We start from the raw sequence: 12,956 nt of genomic DNA on the forward strand, positions 1-12,956 counted from the left end.
GACACTGTGGAGGAACCGCCAAACCATTGCCCGAACTCAGGGACCGGATTCGCATCACCGGACTCTCGTCGGGTCCGGGGTTTCGAGCAGCTCGGGGGCCTGCGGCTGGCGGGGGGTCAACTCGACCTGGGCCGGCACCGCGAGTTCCTCGTCGGAGACGCCCATCTCGGCGAGTTTGCGGGCGCTGACCAGCACCCGGGACTCCAGCGAGCCGACCGCGCGGTTGTACGCCGTCACCGCCCCGCCCAGCGACGCGCCGAGCTTGCCGACGTGGTCGCCGAGGGTGGCGAGGCGGCCGTACAGCTCGCGGGCCAGGGCGTGGACCGCCAGGGCGTTGCGGGCCAGGGCCTCCTGGCGCCACGAGTAGGCGACCGTACGCAGCAGCGCCACCAGCGTCGCCGGCGTGGCCAGCACGACGTTGCGGGCGAAGGCGTGCTCCATCAGGGTCGCGTCGCGTTGCAGGGCGGCGTCGAGGAACGGGTCGGCGGGCACGAACAGCACGACGAAGTCGGGGCTCTGGTCGAACGCCGTCCAGTACGCCTTGGCGGCCAGCGCGTCCACGTGCCCCCGCAGCACCTTGGCGTGCTGGTCCAGGTGGGAGTCGCGGGTGCGCTCGTCGCGGGCCTCCATAGCGGACAGGTACGCGTCGAACGGCGCCTTCGCGTCCACCACCACCGACCGGCCGCCGTGCAGGCGCACCACCAGGTCCGGCCGTACGCCCTGGCGGTCCGTGGTGGACGTGACCTGCTCGGCGAAGTCGCAGTGCTCCAGCAGCCCGGCCGCCTCGACGATGCGCCGCAGCTGGTGCTCGCCCCAGCGGCCCCGGACCTGCGGGGCACGCAACGCGGCGACCAGCTGCTTCGTCTCGGTCCGCAGCTCGCCCGAGACCAGGCCCATGGCCCGCACCTGCTCGCGGAGCTCCGCGTACGCGTCGACGCGGTCGCGTTCGAGCTCGGCCACCCGCTGCTCGTAGCGGCGCAACGTCTCGTGCAGGGGCGCCACCGCCCGGGCGACGGCCTCCTGGGACTGCGCGGTGGACTCGTACGAAAGCGCCCGCAGGGACTGCTCGAGCCGCTCCTCCCCGTCGCGGCCGGCCTGCAGCGTCGCCTCCAGCCGGGCGATGTCGGCGGCGGCACGCAGCCGGGCGGCCAGCCAGCCGAGGGCGGCCCCGGCCGCCAGGCAGATGATCACCACGGCCAGCGTCGAGAAGCTCACCCTGCGAGCTTGCCAGAGGGGTACGACGTTGTCGGCGCGGGTACCGTCGATGACATGAAGGTGTTTCTGCTGCTCTTCCTGGTCCTGATCGTGGTGGCGGTGGTCGTGGCCTGGCGCCGGGGCAGCGTGGCGCGCGAGCAGCGGCACCTCGACGACGCCCGGGCCGAGGCGCAGCGCTGGTACGAGCGGCTCGGCGGCCAGGTGATGAACCTGCACGGCGACGACCCGGCGGCCCGCCAGGCCCTGGCCGACGCCGGCGAACGCTACAACGCCGCGGGCGGCCAGCTCCAGCAGGCCAGAACCGTCCGGCAGTACGAGCTGGCCCGCGAGTCGGCGCTGGAGGGTCTCGCCTATGTGCGCGCGGCCCGGACGGCCATGGGCATCGACCCGGGCCCGGAGCTGCCGCCGCTGATGAGCTCGCACGGCGCGGGGCAGCTGACCCGCGAGCGCGAGGTGACCGTGCAGGGCCAGCACTACAAGGCGGGCCCGCAGCCGGGCGCGGAGACCCCCTACTACTACCCGGGCGGCCGGGTGCAGGGCCGTCCCGTCCCGGCCGGCTGGTATTCGACGCCGGTCTGGAAGACGGCCCTGGGCGCCGGCGCGGGCGTACTGGGCGGCATGCTCATCTTCGACGCGCTGCTCTCACCGGGCTTCGGCGACATGGGCTACGGCGACGGCTACCAGGACGGCTTCCAGGACGCCGCGGGCGACTTCGGCGCCGACCAGGGCGCCGCCGACCAGGGCAGCGACTTCGGCGGCGGCGGCGACTGGGGCGGCGGAGACTTCGGCGGCGGCGACTTCGGCGGCGACTTCTGAGCGCGGGCGGCCCACGTCACGCGCAGGCGGCCCACGTCACGCGCAGGCGGCCCACGTCACGCGCAGGCGGCCCTCTGAGCGCGGGCGGCCTATTAAGGTGCAGGCGGCGGCTTCTGAGTGCGGGCGGCCGCGCTAGGAGCGGGCGGCTGCGGCCTTCATGTCTCGGCGCAGCTCCTGGGGCAGCGAGAACGTCAGGCGCTCCTCGGCCGTCGTGTATTCGGTGACCTCGCCGAAGCCGCGCTCCGCCAGGTGCGCGAGCACCTCCATGACCAGGTCTTCCGGGACGCTGGCGCCGGAGCTGACACCCACGGTGGTCGCGCCCTCGAGCCATTCGTCGCGGATCTCGGAGGCGTAGTCGACCAGGTGGCCGGCCCTCGCGCCGGCACCGAGGGCGACCTCGACCAGGCGTACGGAATTGGAGGAGTTGGCCGAGCCGACCACGATGACCACGTCGCAGTCCGGGGCGATCTCCTTGACCACGTGCTGGCGGTTGGAGGTCGCGTAGCAGATGTCGTCGCTCGGCGGCGACTGCAGCAGCGGGAGCCGGGTCTTGAGCCGGGCCACCGTCTCCATGGTCTCGTCGACGGAGAGGGTCGTCTGGGAGAGCCAGACCACCTTCGACGGGTCGCGGACCACCACGTTCTCGACGTCGTCGGGCCCGTCGACCAGCTGGATGTGCGCCGGCGCCTCGCCGGAGGTGCCGATGACCTCCTCGTGGCCCTCGTGGCCGATGAGCAGGATGTCGTAGTCCTGAGCCGCGAACCGCTTCGCCTCGTGGTGCACCTTCGTGACCAGCGGACAGGTCGCGTCGATGGCCTTGAGGTTGCGCTCGCGGGCCTGCTCGTGCACCTCGGGGGCGACGCCGTGCGCCGAGAAGACGACGGTCGAGCCCTCCGGGACCTCCTCGTTCTCCTCGACGAAGATCGCGCCGCGAGCCTCGAGGGTGCTCACCACGTGCTTGTTGTGCACGATCTGCTTGCGCACATACACCGGGGCGCCGTAGAGCTTGAGCGCCTCCTCCACGGTCTGCACCGCGCGGTCGACACCGGCGCAGTAACCCCGCGGCTTGGCGAGGAGCACACGCTTGCGGACGGGGGTACGGGCTTCGGAGGTCACCCGGCCATGGTACGTGCCCCGGCCCGGGATCTCGTCCGCTGCGATGCGCACCACAGCCGGACCACCTCACCCCCGGTCGATCCGAGGCGGGGCGGCAGGGCGGCGGGCGGCAGGGCAGCGGGCGGCAGGGCAGCGGGCGGCAGGGCAGCGGGCGGCAGGGCAGCGAGCGGCAGGGCAGCACGCCCTCCCGGCGGAGCAGCCAGCCCGGCGGGGTGGCAGTCAGCCCGACGGGGCATGGCAGCCGGCCTGGCGGGGCAGCCCAGCCGCCCGGTGGGGCAGCACAGCCGCCCGGCCCGGGGGCGGTCCAGGGCGGGCCGGCGCGCGGCGAGGCATACTCGGCGCCGTGACCGACACAGTTGAGCCCGGTGAGTCCGGCCGCGCCACCGCCACCGGCCGGACCGCCACAGGCCGCGGCACCGCCACCGGCCGCGCCAGCACCGGCCGCGGCACCGGCACCGGCACCGGGCGGGTGTTCGGCGCCGCGCTGCGGGGCCTCGCCGGTGCGGTCGCGCTGGTCGGCGGGCTGACCTGGATCCTGCTCAACCTGCACGCGCCGGCTCTGGTCTGCGACATGGCGGTGGGGCTGGTGCTGACGGCGGGCGGCCTCGTGCTGCTCATGCCGCACCGGGTGCCGCTGCCCGCCCGGTTCACCGCGCTCACCGCGGGGACGACGGCCGTGCTCGGCGCGGCGGCCGGGCTGGTGGCGCGGCGGGGCCAGGAGGGCGGGATGTTCGGGTACGTGGAGGCGCGGGGGTGGCCTTACGAGTGGCTGGCGAGGGGCGCCACCGCCGACGACCCGCGGACCGCCCGGGCGCTGGCGGAGCAGGCCGGCTGGCAGGTCGACGCGGTGAACGTCGCGGCCAACCTGGTCTTCTGGGGCCTGCTCGGGCTGCTGCTCGCCGCGGCCCTCCGGAAGCCGCGTCCCCGCCCGTAACGACCCGACCCGACGGGCGCGTCCCCGCCCGTAACGACCCGGCCCGGCGGATGCGTTCCCGCATGCAGCGGCCCGGCCCGGCGGCCCTCCGGAAGCCGCGTTCCCGCCCGTAGCGGCCCGGCCCGGCGGGATACTCGAGTCATGAGCACCGCCGGCGCCGCGGATCCGCCCGGTGTCCTGGCGTCCCTCGGCACCGGCCTGCGGCTGATCGCCGGCTGGTTCTCCGTGGTGATCGGCGTGCTGAACCTCCTGGCCGAGCTGGACAGCCCGCCGGAGGCCGGATATCTGCTGTTCCACGGCGTGCTGGTGGCCGGCGGGGCGCTGCTGATCGGCCTGCCGGGCTGGGTGCGCCCGACCGGCTGTCTCGCGGCGGCGGGAGCGGCGGTCGCCGGGATGGTGCTGGCCGCGCTGCCCGCCAGCCGCCCGGCGTGCTGCCTCACGTCGTTCGCGGAGCGGCACGGCTACCCCTTCTCGGTCGTCGCGCGCGACGCCGGCCGGGCCTGGCAGGTCGACGGCGCCCGCCTCCTCGCCGATCTGCTGTTCTGGGGTTATGCGGGCCTGTTCGCGCTGATGCTGGTCGTGCTGGTGCGGCGGGCGGGAAAGGGCGGGCCGTAGGCTGGCCGGGTGACTCAGCCGGAACCCAGGTCGACCGCCGACGAGCCGTGGCCCGTACGCGTCGTCAGCCAGAAGCTCGGCGCCTGGGTGGCCAAGCTCGGCTGGGTGTGGGTCGACGGTCAGGTGGCCCAGATCAGCCGCCGCCCCGGCGCCGCGGTGGTCTTCCTGACCCTGCGCGACCCGTCGGCGGACCTGAGCCTCACCGTGACCGCGCACCGGGACGTGCTCGACGCCGGCGCGCCGGAGCTGGCCGAGGGCGCCCGGGTGACCCTGCACGCCAAGCCGGAGTTCTATCCCGCGCGCGGTTCGCTGAGCCTGCGCGCCGACGAGATCCGCCAGGTGGGGCTCGGCGAGCTGCTGGCCCGGCTGGAACGGCTCAAGAAGCTGCTCGCCGCCGAGGGTCTGTTCGCCCGGGATCGCAAGCGCCGACTGCCGTTCCTGCCGCAGCGCATCGGCCTGATCACCGGGCGCGCCTCGGCGGCCGAGCGGGACGTGCTGATGAACACCCGGCGCCGCTGGCCGGGGGTGGACTTCCGGGTGATCAACGTGCCGGTGCAGGGCCCGACGGCGGTGCCGCAGATCATCGACGCGCTCAAGGTGCTGGAGAACGACGACACCGTCGACGTCATCGTGATCGCGCGCGGCGGGGGTAGCGTCGAGGACCTGCTGCCCTTCTCCGACGAGGCGCTGTGCCGGGCCGTCTTCGGCTGCCGTACGCCGGTGGTCAGCGCGATCGGCCACGAGACCGACGCGCCCCTGCTGGACTACGTGGCGGATCTGCGCGCCTCCACCCCGACCGACGCCGCCAAGCGGATCGTGCCGGACCTCGCCGAGGAGAGCCTGATCGTCGAGCAGGCCCGGCGGCGCCTGGACCGGGCGGTGCTGACCCTGATCGACCGCGAGGCGCACCGGCTGGAGGCGTGGCGTTCGCGGCCGTCGCTGGCGCGCCCGGAGACCCTGGTCGAGCAGCGGGCGGGCGACGTCGCCGGCCTGCGTGACCGGGGCACCCGCAGCCTCGAGCACCGGCTCCGCCGCGCGGACGACGAGCTGCGGCATACCTTGGCGCGGCTGCGGGCCCTGTCGCCGGCCGCCACGCTGGAGCGCGGGTACGCGATCGTGCAGCGCGCCGACGGCCACGTGGTCCGGGCGGCGGGCGAGGTGACGACCGGAGATGTTCTGCGCGTACGGCTGGCCGACGGCGAGCTGCGCACGGAGGTACAGGAGAGCAGCCCATGACCGACGAGAAACTCAGCTACGAGCAGGCCCGCGGCGAGCTCGCGTCGGTCGTGGAGAAGCTGGAGCAGGGCGGCGCCTCGCTGGAGGAGTCGCTGGCGCTGTGGGAGCGCGGTGAGAAGCTCGCCGACGTCTGCCAGCGCTGGCTGGACGGGGCCCGGGAGCGCATCGAGGCGTCCCGGGCGGCCCGCTCCGAGTGAGGCTCAGTCCTCGCTGTTGAGCATCTCGTACGCGGATTCCGGCATTTCCTTGACCTCCGCGGCGGCCGGCGGCTCCTGCTTCGTGGCGGCGCCGTAGCCGCTGATCTCGACGGTGCCCTTGCCGGCCGGCGCGTCCTTGGTCTTGGGCAGGTCGAGCACCAGCTTGGTGAGCCGGCCCTCGCCGTCGAGCGTGGCCTCGTACGGCACCGCCTTGGCCTGGGTGGCGTCCGCGCCCTCGAACGTCGACTTGCTGAAGAGTTGGGTGTCGTCGCCGACCTTGGTCACGTCGAGCGTGCCGGTGATGACCGAGCCGCTGCGCTGCGCGGTGACGACCCCGTCGAACAGCGTGCCGACGCCGGAGATGTCGGGGTTGTCGATGCTGAACTGCAAGTCCTTTGACTTCAGCTTCGACATGTCGGTCCGGAGCCAGTGCTTGCCGCTGAACAGGTCGATCATCGCCCGCATGCCCTCGACCAGCTTGGCGTTCTGCGGGTCGTCGCCGAGCGCCGACAGGCTCTCCAGCTGTTCCTTGCTCTGGCCCATGTCCATCGTCAGCTTCACGAAGCGGTCGGCGTCGGCGATCCGGAACTGGACCTTGCCCTTGTTCTCCTCGTCGACCATGTCCAGGTCGAGCGAGGCGCTGCGCGAGGGCACGTGCACCACGCCCTTGCCGGTCGAGCCGCCCGGCATGGCGGCGGTGAAGCTGTAGTTGCCGGCCTTGATGCCCGAGGTGGAGGCGGCGAGCGCGGCCTTGGGGTCGGCCGGCTGCTCGTCGTCGCCGGAACAGGCGGCGAGCGAGAAGGCGAGGAGGGGTACGAGAACGGCGGCGAGCCGGCGATTCATGAAGGGTCACTCCAGGGCAGTACGAATGGACTGCGGGAGCGTAGAGGATGCCGGTCCGCCCGCGCTGCCCCGTTTTACGGCAGGGCCCCGGCCAGGTGTTCGAGGCTCGCGGCGTCCGCCGGGCCCACCACGATCAGCGTGCGGCCCTTCTCCAGCAGCACCAGCGCGTCCTCGCCCGCCCGCGCGTCGTAGCGCTGCCAGGTCCGTACGCCGTTGCGGAACGAGCCCACCGCCTCGGGGTCCTTGCCCAGCTCGGCCGGGATCAGCGTGCTGGTCGCGACGCTGCTCTCGATCAGCTGGAGCGGCTTGCCGTCCGGGTCGGCGTAGCCGAGGCGCAGGGTGGCGCCGCCGGACTCGCGCTTGAAGGTGGCGCTCTGCACGTGCCAGTCGTCGCCCAGGCCCTGCGGCGCGCTGACCGGGAACACGGCCGCCGACCGGGCCTGCTGCAGGGCCGGTTCGGGATCCACGCTGATCGGCTTGTCCCCGTCGAGCACGAGCCGGTAGAAGAGCAGCAGCAGCGCGATCGGCACGAGCAGGACGGCGAGCGACATCACCATATCCCGCGGCCGGCGCTCAGCGCGCTTGCCGACGGTGGGGGTCTCGGGGCTGGACACCCCACCATTGTTAACCATGTCGCGGACGCGGGACTTCGCGCAGGTCGCCGTGTGAGGATCGGGAACGACCACACCCCGCACCGTCGCGAGGAGGCCTCCGCCATGCCCGTTTCCGCCAACCCCCAGGACCTCGACCGCAACATCGCCCTCGATCTCGTCCGGGTCACCGAAGCCGCCGCGATGGCCGCCGGCCGCTGGGTGGGCCGGGGCGACAAGAACGGCGGCGACGGCGCGGCCGTCGACGCCATGCGCAAGCTCATCAACTCGATCCAGATGCGCGGGGTCGTGGTGATCGGCGAGGGCGAGAAGGACGAGGCGCCGATGCTCTTCAACGGCGAGCAGGTGGGCGACGGGACGGGCCCCGAGGTGGACGTGGCGGTCGACCCCGTCGACGGCACCACGCTGATGAGCAAGGGCATGCCGGGCGCCGTCGCCGTCCTCGCGGTCGCCGAGCGCGGCGCGATGTTCGACCCGAGCGCCGTGTTCTACATGGAGAAGATCGCGGTCGGGCCGGACTGCGCCGGTGTGATCGACATCAACGCGGGCGCGACCGAGAACCTGCGCCGCATCGCGAAGGCGAAGCACTCGTCGGTGTCCGACGTCACCGTCTGCATCCTCGACCGGCCCCGCCACCAGAAGCTCGTCGAGGAGGTACGCGCGGCCGGCGCCAACATCAAGTTCATCTCCGACGGCGACATCGCGGGCGCCATCTCGGCGGCCCGCAGCGAGTCGGACGTCGACGTGCTGATGGGCATCGGCGGCACCCCGGAGGGCATCACGGCGGCGTGCGCGCTCAAGTGCCTCGGCGGCGAGATCCAGGCCAAGCTGTGGCCGCTCGACGACTCGGAGCGGGAGAAGGCGATCGGCGGCGGGCACGACCTCGACCGGGTCCTGACCACCGACGACCTGGTCACCGGCGACAACTGCTTCTTCGTGGCCACCGGGGTCACCTCGGGCGACCTGCTCAAGGGCGTCCGCTACCGGTCCGGCGGGGCGCACACCCAGTCGATCGTCATGCGGTCCAAGAGCGGCACGATCCGGGTGATCGACTCGTACCACCGGCTGGAGAAGCTCAAGCTCTACTCGGCGGTCGACTTCGACGGGCATCTGCCCACGGTGCGCGAGTGACCCAGACGGCACCGGCGCCGCCCGCGGTGAGCGCGGGGCGGCGCGCCTTCGGCGTGCTGCTCGCGGTGACCGCGGGCGGCGCGCTGGCCGTCCAGTCGCGGATCAACGGCGAGCTGGCCGTACGCCTCGACGACCCGATCGGCGCCGCGATCATCTCGTTCGGCTCGGGCCTGCTGGTGCTCACGCTGCTGGTGCCACTGCTGCCGGCGGGCCGGGCCGGGCTCCGCAGCCTGCGCGAGGGGCTGCGCGACCGCCGGATCCGCCCGTGGCAGTGCGTCGGCGGCATGTGCGGCGGCTTCCTGGTCGCCACCCAGGGCCTGACCGTGCCGACCCTCGGGGTGGCCGTCTTCATCGTGGCCCTGGTCGCCGGCCAGTCGTCGAGCAGTCTGCTGGTGGACCGGGCCGGCGCGGGTCCGGCCGGCCCGCAGCCGGTGACGGTCCCGCGGCTGGCCGGGGCGGTGCTCACGGTCGGTGCGGTGCTGGTCTCGGTGGCCGACCGCATCGGCCATCCGAGCGCGCTGGCGCTGGCCGTCCTGCCGCTGCTCGCCGGCCTGGGCATCGCCTGGCAGCAGGCGGTCAACGGGCACGTCCGTACGGTGTCCGGCAGTGCCCTGGTGGCCAGCCTGATCAACTTCATCACGGGTACGGCCGTCCTGGTCCTGGCCTATGCCGTCTCGGCCCTGCTGCGCGGCGTCCCGTCCACGCTGCCGTCCGGCCCCTGGTGGCTGTACTCGGGCGGCATGGTCGGCATCGTCTTCATCGCCGTGGGCGCCGCCGTGGTCCGCTGGACCGGCGTGCTGCTGCTCGGCCTCGGCATGATCGCGGGCCAGGTCACCGGCGCGCTGCTGATCGACGCCGTCGTCCCGTCCGACGCGGGCCGGCCCGGCTGGAACACCGTCGTGGGCGCGGCGCTGACCCTGGTCGCGGTGGCCGTGGCCGTGCTGCCGGCGCGGCGCGGCCGCTGACGCCTCAGATGTCGGTGAGGGTCGCGTCCGGATCGTAGAGGCTGGCGGCCGGGCGGGGGCGCCGGCGCCGGAACGCGATCGCGGCGACCACCCCGCCGAGCAGGCCGAGCAGGTGCCCCTGCCAGGAGACCGGCTGGTCGGTGGGGAGGATGTTGTAGATCTGATACCAGTACAGCAGCCCGATGAACGCGGCGACGCCGAGGTTCCACCAGCTGCGCTCGACGAAGCCGCGGGCGAACAGCAGGCCGAGGTAGCCGAAGACCACCCCGCTCGCCCCCACGACGACGCTGCTCGGGTCGCCCACCAGCCACACCCCGAAGCCGCTGACCAGCACGATCACCAGGGTGGACCAGAGGAAGCGCCGGGTGCCGCCGGCCAGCGCGAACGTGCCGACCAGGATCAGCGGGACGCTGTTGCCGTACAGGTGGTCCCAGCCGGCGTGCAGGAACGGGCTGAAGAGGACGCCGTCGAGGCCGTCGAGGCGCCGGGGGATGATGCCGCCGGCCACGTCGAGCCGCCCGGCGCCGAGGCCGATGTCGATCGCCTCGATGAGGAACAGCACGGGGACCACCGCGCACATCGCCACGAAGGCACGCCCGATCGAGGCGAAGAACGCCTCGGTGCCCACCTTAGCCGCTGCCTCGTCCTGCGCCCCCGGGTAACCCATCCCCCGATGGTTACCGATCGCTGCCACTTCGCCAACCCGATGTGTCGGATCGGGCACGGTCAGCTGAGTTCCCGGGTGGCCGCCCGGATGTCCGCGCGGAACGCCGAGACCTGCGTGTAGACGCCCGGGTATCCCTTGCGCGCGCAGCCGAGCCCCCAGCTCACGATGCCGACCTGCACCCATCGCGCGCCGACCTGCCGCACCATGGGACCGCCGGAGTCGCCCTGACAGGTGTCCACGCCCTTCCGGCCGGCGCAGATCGACTCCTTCTTGACAAGATCCACCCCGACCTTCCGGTACGCCTTGGCGCACACCTCGTCGGAGACCACGGGTACGGACGCGTACCGCAGCCGCTTCTCCTGACGCAGCGAGTGCTCGCTGGTCTGCCCCCAGCCGAGGACGGTCAGCGTGCCCGTCTCGTCGGCACCGCCGCGGCTCAGGTCGAGGGTCGGCAGGTCGAGGGCGTGGTCGAGCCGTACGAGCGCCCAGTCGTCCCCGCTGGTCTCGCCGTGGAAGCCCGAGGCCCGGACGACCGACACGGACTGCGCCCTGACCGCGTCGGGGGACTTCAGGTTGGTCACGCCGGCGACCACGCCGATCGAGTCGTCGGGCCCGGAGCCTCCCACGCAGTGCCCGGCCGTGAGCACGACCCGGGGCGCCGTCAGCGCCCCGCCGCAGCCCATCGAGAGCCGCACCATCCAGGGGAAACGCCCGTCCGGCGCCAGGTCACCGCCGACGACCTCCCGGATCGGCTGCGCCCCGGGCGAGCTGTCCCCGGCCTGAGCTGCCAGCTGGCTGACCGCCAGCACGGAGGCGAGTACACCGAGGGCGAGCAGCGAAGCGACTTTCCGGACCATATGGACATTTGATCACTAGAGCGGCCGTCGTGTCAGGCGACGCGCACCACGACCTTGCCCCGGTTGTCGCCGCGGACAAGGCGATCCAGCGCGGCCGGCGCGTTCTCCAGACCGTCCACGACCTCCTGCGCGTGCCGCAGCCGGCCGTCGGCGACCCGGGTGGCCAGCTCACCCACGATCTGCTCGAAGCGGTCGAGGTGGTCACCGAGCAGCAGCCCACGGACGGTCGCGCCCTGCTCGACCACCTGCACCAGATTGCGTACGCCGTGCCGGTGCGCCGGATCGGCGCTGTAGTCGGCGATCATCCCGCCCAGCACGACCCGGGCGTGCCGGTTCAGGCGCCCCAGCACGTGGTCGAAGATCTCGCCGCCGGCGAGTTCGACGTCGACGTCGATGCCGTCCCGGGTGGCCGCGTCCAGCCGGTCGCGCCAGTCCGGGGCATGCCGGTCCACGCACGCGTCGAAGCCCAGCTCCTCGACGACGTACCGGCATTTGCCGGGACCGCCGGCCAGGCCCACCACCCGGGCGCCACGCTCGGCGGCGAGCTGCCCGGCGATCGAGCCCACCGCCCCGGCCGCCGCCGGGACCACCACCGTCTCGCCCGGCCGCGGGTCCGCGAGCTCGACCGCCACCCACGCCGTGACCCCGGTCATGCCGAGCACACCGAGCAGGAGTTCCGGCTCGGCCGGCAGCGGTCCGGGCAGTGGCATGAGCATCGTCCCGGCGTCGACCACCGCGAAGTCCTGCCAGCCGGTGAGACCCAGCACGTGCGTGCCGACCGGCAGATCGGCCCGGCGGGACGCCGCCACCCGGCCGAGGGCGAGCCCGCGCATCACCGCGCCGACGGCGACCGGCGGCTGGTCGCTGCGGATGTCGCTCATGAAGATGCGGCTGGACGGGTCGACGGACAGCAGGAGCGTCCGGACGAGCGCCTGCCCGTCGGCGAGCGCGCCGACCGGCCGCTCCACGAGTTCCAGCGGCGCCGGATCGGTCAGCTTCGCCGGGCGGCCACGCAGCAGGAACGCCCGGTTGGTGAGTGCGATTGCCATGACCACGACTCTTCCCGGGCGACAGGAGCGCGGTCGTGTACCCACGCGCCGTCGCCAGGTACGCCGGAGCCGTCCTACGCGTCGCGGTGGCGGGCGCGGTACTCCTTCGGCGACATGCGGTGCACCGCCCGGAACCGCCGGTTCAGGTGGCTCGTGTCGAAGAAGCCCCACCGATGGGCCAGCGCGGCCACGGAGACGTCGCTGGTCAGCAGCTCCTCGCGGACCCGGGCGACGCGCTTGGCGCGGACCACCCCGGAGAACGTCTCCCCGGTCTCGGCGAAGAGCCTCGCCAGCGTCCGCAGGGAGATGTTGTGCGCCGCCGCGACCTCCTCCCGGGTGAGGCCGGCGTGGCCGAGCCGGGTGTCCAGGTAGCGCTCCACCGCAGCGCGCCGCGCGAGCAGCAGCGCCCGCGGACCGGCCGCCTCCTCCGGCTGGAGCGCGCCCCAGGCCAGCTCGAACAGGGCGTTGCGGGCGGCGAGGGCGGCAACGCCGGGCAGCGCCGGCAGGATCGGGCAGAGCGCGTCGAGATAACCGTGCAGCAGCCGCGAGGCCGACAGGTCGCCGGGAACGACGTCGCCGATCCGCAGCGGGCAGTTCGCCGCCTCGAGGGGCCGGCGCGGCATCAGGAGCATGACCAGCGCGACCGGCTCGCCTCGAACGGCGGCGCCTCCCATTCGGAGACCACCACGTCGTCGAGACGGTGA

At 73.5% G+C, this 12,956-nt stretch carries 15 protein-coding genes; 7 read left to right on the forward strand and 8 right to left on the reverse strand.

The annotated features are described in order from the left end of the window. Window positions 1-54 precede the first annotated feature (54 nt). Window positions 55-1,215: a DNA recombination protein RmuC gene (locus CLV70_RS18360; protein WP_106127755.1), complete on the reverse strand. Its 1,161-nt coding sequence runs from the start codon at window positions 1,213-1,215 to the stop codon at window positions 55-57. A gap of 54 nt (window positions 1,216-1,269) precedes the next feature. On the opposite strand from CLV70_RS18360, the gene CLV70_RS18365 reads away from it, so the two are divergent. Continuing rightward, the gene (locus tag CLV70_RS18365) at window positions 1,270-2,031 is read left to right on the forward strand and encodes a hypothetical protein (RefSeq protein WP_106127756.1); all 762 of its coding nucleotides are present in this window, start codon (window positions 1,270-1,272) and stop codon (window positions 2,029-2,031) included. 132 nt (window positions 2,032-2,163) lie between these two features. Here the strand turns inward: CLV70_RS18365 and CLV70_RS18370 are convergent, their stop codons facing one another. Beyond that, entirely contained in the window at window positions 2,164-3,177 is a 1,014-nt protein-coding gene (locus CLV70_RS18370; protein WP_245908325.1) for a 4-hydroxy-3-methylbut-2-enyl diphosphate reductase, read from the reverse strand. A gap of 313 nt (window positions 3,178-3,490) precedes the next feature. On the opposite strand from CLV70_RS18370, the gene CLV70_RS18385 reads away from it, so the two are divergent. From CLV70_RS18385 to CLV70_RS18400, 4 genes are all read left to right on the forward strand, one after another. Further along, window positions 3,491-4,081 (forward strand): hypothetical protein, encoded by a 591-nt coding sequence (locus CLV70_RS18385; RefSeq protein WP_158277781.1) that lies wholly within the window; start codon window positions 3,491-3,493, stop codon window positions 4,079-4,081. 141 nt (window positions 4,082-4,222) lie between these two features. Continuing rightward, window positions 4,223-4,696 carry a hypothetical protein gene (locus CLV70_RS18390; protein WP_106127758.1) on the forward strand — a complete coding sequence of 158 codons (474 nt, stop codon included), beginning with the start codon at window positions 4,223-4,225 and terminating at the stop codon, window positions 4,694-4,696. Window positions 4,697-4,705: 9 nt separating this feature from the next. Continuing rightward, window positions 4,706-5,932: an exodeoxyribonuclease VII large subunit gene (xseA, locus tag CLV70_RS18395; protein WP_106127759.1), complete on the forward strand. Its 1,227-nt coding sequence runs from the start codon at window positions 4,706-4,708 to the stop codon at window positions 5,930-5,932. Continuing rightward, window positions 5,929-6,129 (forward strand): exodeoxyribonuclease VII small subunit, encoded by a 201-nt coding sequence (locus CLV70_RS18400; RefSeq protein WP_106127760.1) that lies wholly within the window; start codon window positions 5,929-5,931, stop codon window positions 6,127-6,129. The genes xseA and CLV70_RS18400 overlap by 4 nt, the downstream gene beginning before the upstream one ends. A gap of 3 nt (window positions 6,130-6,132) precedes the next feature. On the opposite strand, the gene CLV70_RS39720 is transcribed toward CLV70_RS18400, so the two are convergent. Next, window positions 6,133-6,972 (reverse strand): hypothetical protein, encoded by an 840-nt coding sequence (locus CLV70_RS39720; protein ID WP_158277782.1) that lies wholly within the window; start codon window positions 6,970-6,972, stop codon window positions 6,133-6,135. 74 nt (window positions 6,973-7,046) lie between these two features. Further along, entirely contained in the window at window positions 7,047-7,586 is a 540-nt protein-coding gene (locus CLV70_RS18410) for a DUF4245 domain-containing protein (protein ID WP_245908312.1), read from the reverse strand. Window positions 7,587-7,688: 102 nt separating this feature from the next. Between CLV70_RS18410 and glpX the strand changes: the two genes are divergently transcribed. After that, entirely contained in the window at window positions 7,689-8,714 is a 1,026-nt protein-coding gene (gene glpX, locus CLV70_RS18415; RefSeq protein WP_106127944.1) for a class II fructose-bisphosphatase, read from the forward strand. Next, window positions 8,711-9,679, forward strand: a complete 969-nt coding sequence (locus CLV70_RS18420; RefSeq protein ID WP_106127762.1) for a DMT family transporter — start codon at window positions 8,711-8,713, stop codon at window positions 9,677-9,679. Before glpX ends, CLV70_RS18420 begins: the two co-directional genes overlap by 4 nt. 4 nt (window positions 9,680-9,683) lie before the next feature. Here the strand turns inward: CLV70_RS18420 and CLV70_RS18425 are convergent, their stop codons facing one another. The 4 genes from CLV70_RS18425 to CLV70_RS18440 all read right to left on the reverse strand — a co-directional run bounded on the left by CLV70_RS18425 (window position 9,684) and on the right by CLV70_RS18440 (window position 12,926). Continuing rightward, window positions 9,684-10,346 carry a rhomboid family intramembrane serine protease gene (locus tag CLV70_RS18425; protein WP_106127763.1) on the reverse strand — a complete coding sequence of 221 codons (663 nt, stop codon included), beginning with the start codon at window positions 10,344-10,346 and terminating at the stop codon, window positions 9,684-9,686. A gap of 59 nt (window positions 10,347-10,405) precedes the next feature. Next, window positions 10,406-11,203 (reverse strand): S1 family peptidase, encoded by a 798-nt coding sequence (locus CLV70_RS18430; RefSeq protein ID WP_106127764.1) that lies wholly within the window; start codon window positions 11,201-11,203, stop codon window positions 10,406-10,408. A 32-nt stretch (window positions 11,204-11,235) separates the two neighbouring features. Continuing rightward, window positions 11,236-12,252 carry an NADP-dependent oxidoreductase gene (locus CLV70_RS18435; RefSeq protein WP_106127945.1) on the reverse strand — a complete coding sequence of 339 codons (1,017 nt, stop codon included), beginning with the start codon at window positions 12,250-12,252 and terminating at the stop codon, window positions 11,236-11,238. A gap of 74 nt (window positions 12,253-12,326) precedes the next feature. Then, window positions 12,327-12,926, reverse strand: a complete 600-nt coding sequence (locus tag CLV70_RS18440; RefSeq protein WP_106127765.1) for a helix-turn-helix transcriptional regulator — start codon at window positions 12,924-12,926, stop codon at window positions 12,327-12,329. Window positions 12,927-12,956: the final 30 nt, after the last annotated feature.

Origin of the sequence: Pseudosporangium ferrugineum (assembly GCF_003002065.1) — a bacterium.
GTDB classification, from domain to species: domain Bacteria; phylum Actinomycetota; class Actinomycetes; order Mycobacteriales; family Micromonosporaceae; genus Actinoplanes; species Actinoplanes ferrugineus_A.

Bases quoted from the DNA above. Each gene is read 5' to 3' on its own strand.
- CLV70_RS18440 (WP_106127765.1), bottom strand. From the start codon at position 12,926: ATGGGAGGCGCCGCCGTTCGAGGCGAGCCGGTCGCGCTGGTCATGCTC.
- CLV70_RS39720 (WP_158277782.1), bottom strand. From the start codon at position 6,972: ATGAATCGCCGGCTCGCCGCCGTTCTCGTACCCCTCCTCGCCTTCTCG.
- CLV70_RS18400 (WP_106127760.1), top strand. From the start codon at position 5,929: ATGACCGACGAGAAACTCAGCTACGAGCAGGCCCGCGGCGAGCTCGCG.
- CLV70_RS18425 (WP_106127763.1), bottom strand. From the start codon at position 10,346: ATGGGTTACCCGGGGGCGCAGGACGAGGCAGCGGCTAAGGTGGGCACC.
- glpX (WP_106127944.1), top strand. From the start codon at position 7,689: ATGCCCGTTTCCGCCAACCCCCAGGACCTCGACCGCAACATCGCCCTC.
- CLV70_RS18365 (WP_106127756.1), top strand. From the start codon at position 1,270: ATGAAGGTGTTTCTGCTGCTCTTCCTGGTCCTGATCGTGGTGGCGGTG.
- CLV70_RS18430 (WP_106127764.1), bottom strand. From the start codon at position 11,203: ATGGTCCGGAAAGTCGCTTCGCTGCTCGCCCTCGGTGTACTCGCCTCC.
- CLV70_RS18435 (WP_106127945.1), bottom strand. From the start codon at position 12,252: ATGGCAATCGCACTCACCAACCGGGCGTTCCTGCTGCGTGGCCGCCCG.
- CLV70_RS18390 (WP_106127758.1), top strand. From the start codon at position 4,223: ATGAGCACCGCCGGCGCCGCGGATCCGCCCGGTGTCCTGGCGTCCCTC.